Source organism: Enterobacter sp. K16B (assembly GCF_020216105.1).
GTDB lineage: Bacteria > Pseudomonadota > Gammaproteobacteria > Enterobacterales > Enterobacteriaceae > Enterobacter > Enterobacter sichuanensis.
Window position 1 is genome coordinate 24,531 of record NZ_JAIWJZ010000072.1, and the last position, 10,190, is coordinate 34,720.

The following is a 10,190-nucleotide window of genomic DNA, read 5'->3' on the forward strand; positions in this document are numbered from 1 at the left end:
AAATCGGATTTTAAAAACAGTGTAAACGATTCCACTATTTTATCCCATGTCACACTTTTCGCGTCTCTGTTATGCTATGGTTATTACATACCATAAGCCCAATGGAGCGAATTATGCGAGTTCTGGTAACAGGTGGTAGCGGTTACATAGGTAGTCATACCTGCGTGCAGCTGCTGCAAAACGGTCATGATGTCATCATCCTCGATAACCTGTGCAACAGTAAGCGCAGCGTGCTGCCTGTGATTGAACGTCTTGGCGGGAAACAGCCAACATTCGTCGAAGGCGACATCCGCAATGAAGCGCTGATGACCGAGATCCTTCACGACCATGCTATTGAAACGGTGATCCACTTCGCCGGCCTGAAAGCCGTCGGGGAGTCGGTCGCAAAGCCGCTCGAGTATTACGACAATAACGTCAACGGTACGCTGCGTTTAATCTCTGCGATGCGCGCCGCAAACGTGAAGAACTTTATCTTCAGCTCTTCCGCGACCGTCTATGGCGATCAGCCTAAAATTCCTTACGTTGAAAGCTTCCCAACCGGTACACCACAAAGCCCGTATGGCAAGAGCAAACTGATGGTGGAGCAGATCCTGACCGATCTGCAAAAAGCACAGCCTGAGTGGAGCATCGCGTTGCTGCGCTACTTCAACCCGGTGGGCGCCCATCCGTCTGGCGATATGGGTGAAGATCCGCAGGGCATTCCGAATAACCTGATGCCGTATATCGCCCAGGTGGCGGTGGGTCGTCGTGAGTCACTGGCTATTTTCGGCAATGATTATCCGACTGAAGATGGCACCGGCGTGCGTGACTATATTCACGTGATGGATCTGGCTGACGGCCACGTGGCAGCGATGCAGCAGCTGGCCGACAAACCGGGCGTACATATTTACAACCTCGGCGCCGGTATTGGCAGCAGCGTGCTGGATGTGGTTAACGCCTTCAGCAAAGCCTGCGGCAAGCCGGTGAACTACCACTTCGCTCCGCGTCGCGAAGGCGATCTCCCGGCGTACTGGGCCGATGCCTCCAAAGCCGATAAAGAGCTTAACTGGCGTGTCACCCGCACGCTTGATGAAATGGCACAGGATACCTGGCACTGGCAGTCGCGCCATCCTCAGGGGTATCCGGACTAAGGATCCGTCATGACTTCGTTTAATCCCGTCGATCATCCGCATCGTCGTTTTAACCCGCTAAGTGGGCAATGGATTTTGGTTTCTCCGCATCGCGCCAAGCGCCCCTGGCAGGGGGCGCAAGAGACGCCTGCGAAACAAACGCTGCCACAGCACGACCCGGACTGCTTCCTGTGTCCGGGCAACACGCGCGTAACGGGAGATAAAAACCCGGACTATAAAGGCACCTTCGTTTTTACCAATGATTTTGCCGCCCTGATGACCGACACGCCGGACGCGCCTGCGAGCCACGATCCGCTGATGCGCTGTGAAAGCGCCCGCGGGACCAGCCGTGTGATCTGCTTCTCGCCCGATCACAGCAAAACGCTGCCGGAGCTGAGCGTTGAGGCACTGCAAGAGGTGGTCAGTACCTGGCAGGCACAAACCGCGGAGCTGGGCCAGACTTACCCGTGGGTACAGGTATTTGAAAATAAAGGCGCGGCCATGGGCTGCTCTAACCCGCACCCGCATGGTCAGATCTGGGCGAACAGTTTCCTGCCCAACGAAGCCGAGCGTGAGGACCGTCTGCAGAAAGCCTATTACGCCGAAAATGGCTCGCCAATGCTGGTGGATTACACGCAGCGCGAACGGGCCGACGGCAGCCGGACCGTGGTGGAAACTGAACACTGGCTGGCCGTTGTGCCTTACTGGGCAGCCTGGCCGTTTGAAACGCTGCTGCTGCCGAAAGCACACGTTCAGCGCATCACCGATCTCAGCGACGCGCAGCGCGACGACCTTGCTCTGGCGCTGAAAAAACTGACCAGCCGTTACGACAACCTGTTCCAGTGCTCCTTCCCGTACTCAATGGGCTGGCACGGCGCACCGTTTAACGGGGAAGAGAATCAACACTGGCAGTTGCATGCCCATTTCTATCCGCCGCTGCTGCGCTCTGCGACGGTGCGTAAATTTATGGTGGGCTATGAAATGCTGGCGGAAACCCAGCGTGACCTGACGGCGGAACAGGCGGCAGAACGTCTGCGTGCCGTTAGCGACGTCCACTATCGCGAATCAGGAGTCTAAAAATGAGTCTGAAAGATAAAACACAATCCCTGTTTGCTGAAAAATTTGGCTACCCTGCCACCCACATTATCCAGGCGCCTGGCCGCGTTAACCTGATTGGTGAACACACCGACTACAACGACGGTTTTGTTCTGCCCTGCGCCATTGACTACCAGACGGTCATCAGCTGTGCAAAACGCGACGATCGTAAAGTCCGCGTGATTGCCGCAGATTACGGTAATGAGACGGACGAATTTTCCCTCGATGCTCCGATTGTGACGCACGACAGCCAGCAGTGGTCTAACTACGTGCGCGGCGTAGTGAAACATCTGCAAAAACGTAATAAGAATTTTGGTGGTGCGGATCTCGTCATCAGCGGCAACGTGCCGCAAGGTGCGGGCTTAAGCTCCTCTGCGTCTCTGGAAGTCGCCGTTGGCACCGTCTTCCAGCAGCTTTATCATCTGCCGCTGGATGGCGCGCAAATTGCGCTCAACGGTCAGGAAGCGGAAAACCAGTTCGTGGGCTGTAATTGCGGCATCATGGACCAGCTGATCACTGCGCTGGGCAAAAAAGAACACGCGCTGCTGATTGACTGCCGGACGCTAGGGACCAAAGCCGTTCCTCTGCCAAAAGGTGCGGCAGTCGTGATTATCAACAGTAACTTTAAACGCACGCTGGTGGGCAGCGAATACAACACGCGCCGCGAACAATGTGAAACGGGCGCTCGCTTCTTCCAGCAATCTGCCCTGCGCGACGTTACGCTTAATGAATTCAATAAAGTGGCACACGAGCTGGATCCTATTGTCGCCAAACGCGTTCGTCACGTACTGACAGAAAACGCCCGTACCGTTGAAGCGGCGTCCGCGCTGGCGAAAGGCGATTTGAAACGTATGGGTGAGCTGATGGCGGAATCGCATGCCTCCATGCGTGATGATTTTGAAATCACCGTGCCGCAGATTGATACGCTGGTTGAGATCGTGAAAGCGGCAATTGGCGATAAAGGCGGCGTGCGTATGACCGGCGGTGGCTTCGGGGGCTGTATTGTTGCCCTTGTGCCGGAAGAACTTGTTCCTGCCGTCCAGCAGGCGGTGGAGAAACAGTACGAAGCAAAAACAGGTATTAAAGAAACTTTCTACGTGTGTAAAGCATCACAAGGAGCCGGACAGTGCTAAACGAAACACCCACCCTCGCACCGGATGGTCTGCCGTATCGCCTGTTAACCCTGCGCAACAGCGCAGGGATGGTGGTTACGCTGATGGACTGGGGAGCCACGCTGCTCTCTGCCCGCGTCCCCATGCCGGATGGCAGCGTACGCGAAACCCTTCTCGGCTGCGCCTCGCCTGAGCAGTATATTCATCAGTCCGCCTATCTGGGCGCGTCTGTCGGACGCTATGCTAACCGCATCGCGAAAAGCCGTTTTGAACTCGACGGCGTGCAGTACACCCTGCTTCCAAGCCAGGGTGAAAACCAGCTCCACGGCGGGCCAGAAGGCTTTGATAAACGCCGGTGGAAAATTGTCCGGCAAAACGACGGCGAAGTGCTGTTCTCACTGGATTCCCATGATGGCGATCAGGGCTTCCCGGGTAATCTTACCGCTTTCGCGCGCTTTACGTTGACCGACGACAACCGTATCGCCATTGAATACCGTGCAACGGTCGACAAGCCGTGTCCGGTCAACCTGACCAACCACGCGTACTTTAATCTGGACGGTAACCAGTGCGACGTACGTAACCACAAGCTGCAACTCCTTGCCGATGATTATTTGCCGGTTGACGAGATGGGCATTCCGTATCAGGGCCTGAAATCCGTGAACGGCACCAGCTTTGATTTCCGCCGCGCGAAAACGATAGCCCAGGATTTCCTGAGCGATGACGATCAGCGCAAGGTGAAAGGTTACGACCATGCGTTCCTGCTGCTGGCAAAAGGCGATGTGAAGCAGCCTGCCGCGCAGGTCTGGTCCAGCGATGAGAAGCTGCAGATGACGGTTTACACCACCGCGCCTGCCCTGCAATTCTACTCTGGTAACTTCCTTGGCGGCACGACGGCGCGCGAACACGTTGAGTACAGCGACTGGCAAGGACTGGCGCTGGAGAGCGAGTTCCTGCCGGACAGCCCGAATCATCCGGAATGGCCACAGCCAGACTGTGTGCTACGCCCGGGTGAAGAGTACGTGAGCGTGACGGAATACCATTTTATTCCGCATTGATTTTCAGCCCTCCCATCAGAGGGCTTTTTTCTGCACGCTTTGCTGAAAATAGCGCCGATCGCAGACAAAATCATAACCCTGGATTCACAAGCATCTTACACTCAGAGACTATTTTCGCTATGGTTAGGGTTAAGCGTTGCTGCTGGCACGGCCACGGCAATATAATGAGAATTGTTATCATTCTAAAAATGCTTGAGGAGTAAGAGATGGCTATTACTAAGCTGGTCCTGGTACGTCACGGCGAAAGCCAGTGGAACAACGAAAACCGCTTTACCGGTTGGTACGACGTTGATCTGTCTGAAAAAGGCGTAAGCGAAGCAAAAGCAGCGGGTAAACTGCTGAAGGAAGAAGGCTTCAGCTTTGATTTTGCTTACACCTCTGTGCTGAAACGTGCCATCCACACCCTGTGGAACGTGCTGGACGAACTGGATCAGGCCTGGCTGCCGGTTGGGAAATCCTGGAAACTGAACGAGCGTCATTACGGTGCGCTGCAGGGTCTGAACAAAGCCGAAACCGCTGAGAAATACGGTGATGAGCAGGTTAAACAGTGGCGTCGCGGCTTCGCGGTTACCCCACCAGAGCTGACCAAAGATGACGAGCGTTACCCGGGCCATGACCCACGCTACGCAAAACTGACTGACGCTGAGCTGCCAACCACCGAGAGCCTGGCTCTGACCATCGACCGCGTTGTGCCTTACTGGAACGAAACCATTCTGCCACGCCTGAAAAGCGGTGAGCGCGTGATCATCGCCGCTCACGGTAACTCCCTGCGTGCGCTGGTGAAATACCTGGACAACATGGGCGAAGATGAAATTCTCGAACTGAACATCCCAACCGGCGTACCGCTGGTGTATGAGTTCGACGAGAACTTCAAACCAATCAAACACTACTATCTGGGTAACGCAGATGAGATCGCGGCGAAAGCAGCGGCTGTTGCGAACCAGGGTAAAGCGAAGTAATTTTCGCCAGCCATAAAAAAAGCGCGGAGCCTTCCGCGCTTTTTTATTTCCCCAACCGGATTAACCGCGACGCGCTTTTACCGCATTCGCCAGCTGACGGAGGATCGTGTCGGTGTCGTCCCAGCCGATGCAGGCATCGGTGACGCTTTTACCGTAAACCAGCGGCTCGCTGCCTTCCAGGTTCTGGTTACCTTCAACCAGATGACTTTCGATCATCACCCCAATCACCGCTTTCTCGCCGCCGGCAATCTGCTGACAGACATCTGCGCCCACTTCCATCTGTTTTTTAAACTGCTTGCTGGAGTTCGCGTGGCTGAAGTCAATCATCACCTGCGGTGGCAGCCCTGCTTTCTCCAGCCCAACTTTGACTTCTGCCACATGTTTTGCGCTGTAGTTCGGCTCTTTACCGCCGCGCAGAATGATATGGCAGTCACCGTTACCGCTGGTGTTAACGATGGCAGAGTGTCCCCATTTGGTCACGGACAGGAAGCAGTGCGGCGCACCTGCGGCATTGATGGCATCAATCGCCACCTTGATTGTGCCGTCGGTACCGTTTTTAAAACCTACCGGGCAAGAGAGGCCGGACGCCAGCTCACGGTGAACCTGAGACTCCGTGGTGCGCGCACCAATCGCCCCCCAGCTCATCAGGTCAGCCAGATACTGTGGCGTAATCATATCCAGGAACTCACCGGCTGCAGGCAGGCCACTGTCGTTGATTTCGAGCAGCAGCTTACGGGCAATACGCAGGCCGTCGTTGATCTGGAAGCTATTGTCCATATGTGGATCGTTAATCAGCCCTTTCCAGCCCACCGTGGTACGCGGTTTTTCAAAGTAAACGCGCATCACGATCTCCAGCTCGCCTTTCAGCTCTTCACGCAGGGTGAGCAGACGGGCAGCGTACTCTTTCGCGGCTGCAGGGTCGTGAATGGAGCATGGACCAATCACCACCAGAAGACGATCGTCATTACCTTTCAGGATCTTGTGGATCGCTTTACGAGCATGAGAAACCGTGTTTGCGGCATTTTCAGTGGCGGGGAATTTCTCAAGGAGTGCTACAGGAGGTAATAACTCATTGATCTCTTTAATGCGTAAATCGTCGTTCTGATAATTCATTTTCTTTCCAGCTCTGCCATATCTTTAGTAATGAAAGCAATCCTTTCAATCTATCTTGTCGACCAGGAAGTGTAAACACGGTTTTACACTTCACGCAGATAATTCCTGGAATTCGCCAAAAAATCGCCACAAAATAGCGAAAAACGAGATCTAACCTAAGCTTTTTAACTGTAACAACCATTTTTAAACGCTTAAACGCGATTCCGTACTGACGTAAGTCGGTAAGGCGGGATCTTTCGCCTTTGAAAAAGATGCACTGTTGGAGAATGTTATCCAGCGTAACGACAAGAACAGGAGCACCATGATGAAAATGACGAAACTGGCAACCCTCTTCCTGACTGCCACTCTCACTCTGGCAAGCGGCAGCGTCCTTGCCGCTGAAACGGGCACCTCAGACAACAACGGTGATGCCAATGCGGCAGCATCAGCAGGCCAGGTCGCCCCTGATGCAAAACAGAATATCGCCCCGAATAATGTCGATAACAACCAGATTAATACCGGCAACACCAATACCGGGGGCACCATGTTGCACCCGAACGGTAGTGGTTCCGGTACCATGAATCATGACAACATGAGTTCGGATGAAGTCCATAAAAACTCGATGTGTAAAGACGGCAAATGCCCGGATCCCAACGACAAAGTGGGTAATGACGCCAATACCAAAACCGATGGCACGACCCAGTAATCTGTTGTGATCGGGAAGAAAGAGGAGAGCTCAGGCTCTCCTTTCTTTTTGGAGTAACCTATTAAAAACGCTACACTAAAAACAATAACACACCAGGAAAGCACACATGGCGCATACCCATTCGCACTCACACACTCCCGGCAACGACAACGCTAAACGACTGATGCTGGCCTTTGGCGTCACGGCAACCTTTATGGTGATCGAGGTCATTGGCGGGCTGGTTTCCGGCTCTCTGGCGCTTCTGGCTGATGCCGGACATATGCTGACCGACGCAGCCGCGCTGCTCTTCGCCCTGCTGGCCGTGCAGTTTGCTCGTCGTCCTCCGAACGCGCGCCATACCTTCGGCTGGCTGAGGCTGACAACCCTTGCCGCGTTTGTTAACGCCATTGCGCTGGTGGTCATTACCGTGCTTATCGTCTGGGAAGCGGTACAGCGCTTCAGACACCCTCAGCCGATCGCCGGGACAACAATGATGGTGATTGCCGTGGCCGGACTGCTGGCGAATATCCTGGCCTTCTGGATTTTGCATCGTGGGAGTGGGGAGAAGAACCTCAACGTGCGCGCGGCTGCCCTGCATGTACTGGGGGATTTGCTCGGCTCAGTCGGGGCGATTGTGGCCGCACTGGTGATCCTCTATACCGGCTGGACGCCCGTCGATCCGATTCTGTCCGTGCTGGTGTCGTGTCTGGTCTTGCGCAGCGCCTGGCGTCTGCTGAAGGAGAGCGTTAATGAACTGCTTGAAGGGGCGCCGACATCCATGGATATCGACGAGCTGAAGCGTAACCTGCGCCGCTCAGTTCCGGAAGTACGCAACGTTCATCATGTGCACGTCTGGCTGGTAGGGGAAAAACCGGTCATGACAATGCACGTCCAGGTGATCCCGCCTCACGACCATGATGCGCTCCTTGAACGCATCCAGCATTTCCTTGAACATCACTACGACATTGGCCACGCCACCATCCAGATGGAGTACCAGCCCTGTAACGGGCCAGACTGCCACCTTAACGAGGCGCAGTCCGGCCATTCACATCATCATCACCCTTAACGGGAAAGCGCGTGAGAGCCTCGCTCACGCGCGCTGTTAATCCACATCCGACTACCATTCAGCGCGATGAAGGTCAGCAGCAGATATTCCAGCGACATGGCATACACACCCTGCAGAGCAAAAATCACCACGCTGATGACGTTAATGATGACCCACAGCAGCCAGTTCTCAACGTATTTACGGGTCATCAGGATCATCGCCGCAATCGACAGCACCATCATGCAGGAATCCCAGAACGGGAAGGCGTCCGGCTGCAGTTCCGGCATCGTCACATGCAAACCGATACCGGACATGACCGCCACGGCAATTTGGGTCAGGAATGCAAATACCGGGTTGATATAGACCGTCATTAAACCAATGGCAACCACGCACGCGACAAACCAGGCGATGGCTTTCGGTAAGGGCAGCCAGCGGATCTGCAACTCCGCCTCCTGCTGACTGTTCTGCCGCGACCACGCGTACCACCCGTAGATATTTGCCGCAAAGAAGAACAGCTGCAAAAGCAGGCTGGCGTACAGCTGGATCTGGAAGAAGATAATCGCAAACAGCGTGACGTTAATGATCCCAAACGCGTAATTACTGATCTTCTCAAGGCTTGCCAGCCAGATACACAATAATCCTGCCAGCGTACCAACCGCCTCAATCCATGACAGGTCATAGCCACCTGCACCAATCGGTATATGAACCAGAATGTTCTGTGTGCTAAAAAAATCCATCTTTTCCCCAGAGCGTTTTGAATTAAGTACGTAGTGTAGCCGCAAAATCCAGCATGCGGTTAAGTGGAACTAACGCGCCTTCACGCAGGGCAGCATCCACATGAATTTCATGCGCCGCACCGCCGGTTTCTAACCCTTCGGCAATGGCTTTCAGACCGTTCATCGCCATCCACGGACAGTGCGCACAGCTGCGGCACGTTGCCCCCTCACCTGCCGTGGGGGCTTCAAGAAGCTCTTTCTCCGGCACGGCCTGCTGCATCTTATAAAAGATACCGCGATCGGTCGCCACAATAAGCTGCTTGTGAGGCAACGTCCTGGCCGCGTTGATAAGCTGGCTGGTGGAGCCCACGGCGTCTGCCATGTCGACAATTGACTGCGGTGATTCAGGGTGAACCAGAATGGCCGCGTCAGGATAAAGCGCCTTCATGCGCGCCAGCGCCTGGGTCTTGAACTCGTCGTGCACAATGCAGGCGCCCTGCCAGCAGAGGACGTCTGCCCCCGTCTGCTTCTGGACATAATTGCCGAGATGGCGGTCAGGTGCCCAGATAATTTTCTCACCCAGGCTATCCAGGTGTTCTATCAGTTCAACGGCGATACTCGATGTGACCACCCAGTCAGCGCGCGCTTTTACCGCCGCGGAGGTGTTAGCGTACACCACAACCGTACGGTCAGGGTGGGCGTCACAGAAAGCGCTAAATTCATCAATGGGGCAGCCGAGGTCCAGTGAACACTCCGCATTAAGCGTAGGCATCAGAATGGTTTTTTCAGGGCTGAGGATCTTTGCCGTTTCGCCCATAAAACGCACCCCTGCGACCAGCAGCGTGGAGGCTGGATGCCGTGCACCGAAGCGCGCCATCTCCAGTGAGTCAGAAATACAGCCTCCTGTCTCTTCCGCCAGTTGCTGGATTTCCGGATCGGTATAGTAATGCGCCACCATCACCGCATCTCGCTCTTTGAGAAGACGCTTGATTTTCTCTCGGTAGAACTGTTTTTCATCCACGCTTAGCGGGACAGGCTTTGGCGGAAACGGATAGATTGCGGCTTCAGGATCAAACATCACGCTCATTATGGCTTCTCGTTTTACTGGCTTAACAATATTGCCTTTCTTTTGCCTGACATAGCAAAACGCATGGCAATTGTGTTTTGTATACTAAACAAGATAGCGAATCTGAAGTGAAAAGTCACCGGGAATAGATATGCGGAGCATTTGTTGCATCGCAGATAGCAAAAAAGCGCCTTTAGGGCGCTTTTTAACATTGGTGGGTCGTGCAGGATTCGAACCTGCGACCAATTGATTAAAA

At 54.4% G+C, this 10,190-nt stretch carries 10 protein-coding genes; 7 read left to right on the top strand and 3 right to left on the bottom strand.

Annotation, left to right across the window (positions count from 1 at the left end):
• The first annotated feature begins 113 nt into the window (after nucleotides 1-113).
• The 5 genes from galE (at nucleotide 114) to gpmA (ending at nucleotide 5,330) form a co-directional block, all read left to right on the top strand.
• Nucleotides 114-1,130 carry a UDP-glucose 4-epimerase GalE gene (gene galE / locus LDK53_RS14240; RefSeq protein ID WP_020884951.1) on the top strand — a complete coding sequence of 339 codons (1,017 nt, stop codon included), beginning with the start codon at nucleotides 114-116 and terminating at the stop codon, nucleotides 1,128-1,130.
• 9 nt (nucleotides 1,131-1,139) lie between these two features.
• On the top strand, nucleotides 1,140-2,186 hold the full coding sequence (gene galT / locus LDK53_RS14245; RefSeq protein ID WP_225287436.1) for a galactose-1-phosphate uridylyltransferase: 1,047 nt from the start codon (nucleotides 1,140-1,142) through the stop codon (nucleotides 2,184-2,186).
• 2 nt (nucleotides 2,187-2,188) lie between these two features.
• The gene (gene galK, locus LDK53_RS14250; RefSeq protein ID WP_225287437.1) at nucleotides 2,189-3,337 is read left to right on the top strand and encodes a galactokinase; all 1,149 of its coding nucleotides are present in this window, start codon (nucleotides 2,189-2,191) and stop codon (nucleotides 3,335-3,337) included.
• On the top strand, nucleotides 3,331-4,371 hold the full coding sequence (gene galM, locus LDK53_RS14255) for a galactose-1-epimerase (RefSeq protein WP_208282743.1): 1,041 nt from the start codon (nucleotides 3,331-3,333) through the stop codon (nucleotides 4,369-4,371). Before galK ends, galM begins: the two co-directional genes overlap by 7 nt.
• A gap of 206 nt (nucleotides 4,372-4,577) precedes the next feature.
• The gene (gene gpmA / locus LDK53_RS14260; protein ID WP_225287438.1) at nucleotides 4,578-5,330 is read left to right on the top strand and encodes a 2,3-diphosphoglycerate-dependent phosphoglycerate mutase; all 753 of its coding nucleotides are present in this window, start codon (nucleotides 4,578-4,580) and stop codon (nucleotides 5,328-5,330) included.
• Nucleotides 5,331-5,390: 60 nt separating this feature from the next.
• Here gpmA and aroG read toward each other — a convergent pair whose 3' ends face one another.
• A complete protein-coding gene (aroG, locus tag LDK53_RS14265; protein WP_025757217.1) occupies nucleotides 5,391-6,443 on the bottom strand; it encodes a 3-deoxy-7-phosphoheptulonate synthase AroG in 1,053 nt (350 codons plus the stop codon).
• 304 nt (nucleotides 6,444-6,747) lie between these two features.
• Between aroG and LDK53_RS14270 the strand changes: the two genes are divergently transcribed.
• Nucleotides 6,748-7,128 (top strand): protein YbgS, encoded by a 381-nt coding sequence (locus LDK53_RS14270; protein WP_025757216.1) that lies wholly within the window; start codon nucleotides 6,748-6,750, stop codon nucleotides 7,126-7,128.
• Between the two features lie 106 nt (nucleotides 7,129-7,234).
• On the top strand, nucleotides 7,235-8,173 hold the full coding sequence (zitB, locus tag LDK53_RS14275; protein WP_045285426.1) for a CDF family zinc transporter ZitB: 939 nt from the start codon (nucleotides 7,235-7,237) through the stop codon (nucleotides 8,171-8,173).
• On the opposite strand, the gene pnuC is transcribed toward zitB, so the two are convergent.
• Entirely contained in the window at nucleotides 8,170-8,889 is a 720-nt protein-coding gene (gene pnuC / locus LDK53_RS14280; RefSeq protein WP_225287439.1) for a nicotinamide riboside transporter PnuC, read from the bottom strand. The genes zitB and pnuC overlap by 4 nt on opposite strands.
• Before the next feature lie 22 nt (nucleotides 8,890-8,911).
• The gene (gene nadA, locus LDK53_RS14285; protein WP_025757213.1) at nucleotides 8,912-9,955 is read right to left on the bottom strand and encodes a quinolinate synthase NadA; all 1,044 of its coding nucleotides are present in this window, start codon (nucleotides 9,953-9,955) and stop codon (nucleotides 8,912-8,914) included.
• Nucleotides 9,956-10,190 lie beyond the last annotated feature (235 nt).

Excerpts from the sequence above, each read along its gene's own strand:
- galE (WP_020884951.1), top strand. The coding sequence starts at position 114 with ATGCGAGTTCTGGTAACAGGTGGTAGCGGTTACATAGGTAGTCATACC.
- galT (WP_225287436.1), top strand. The coding sequence starts at position 1,140 with ATGACTTCGTTTAATCCCGTCGATCATCCGCATCGTCGTTTTAACCCG.
- galK (WP_225287437.1), top strand. The coding sequence starts at position 2,189 with ATGAGTCTGAAAGATAAAACACAATCCCTGTTTGCTGAAAAATTTGGC.
- gpmA (WP_225287438.1), top strand. The coding sequence starts at position 4,578 with ATGGCTATTACTAAGCTGGTCCTGGTACGTCACGGCGAAAGCCAGTGG.
- aroG (WP_025757217.1), bottom strand. The coding sequence starts at position 6,443 with ATGAATTATCAGAACGACGATTTACGCATTAAAGAGATCAATGAGTTA.
- LDK53_RS14270 (WP_025757216.1), top strand. The coding sequence starts at position 6,748 with ATGAAAATGACGAAACTGGCAACCCTCTTCCTGACTGCCACTCTCACT.
- zitB (WP_045285426.1), top strand. The coding sequence starts at position 7,235 with ATGGCGCATACCCATTCGCACTCACACACTCCCGGCAACGACAACGCT.
- pnuC (WP_225287439.1), bottom strand. The coding sequence starts at position 8,889 with ATGGATTTTTTTAGCACACAGAACATTCTGGTTCATATACCGATTGGT.
- nadA (WP_025757213.1), bottom strand. The coding sequence starts at position 9,955 with ATGAGCGTGATGTTTGATCCTGAAGCCGCAATCTATCCGTTTCCGCCA.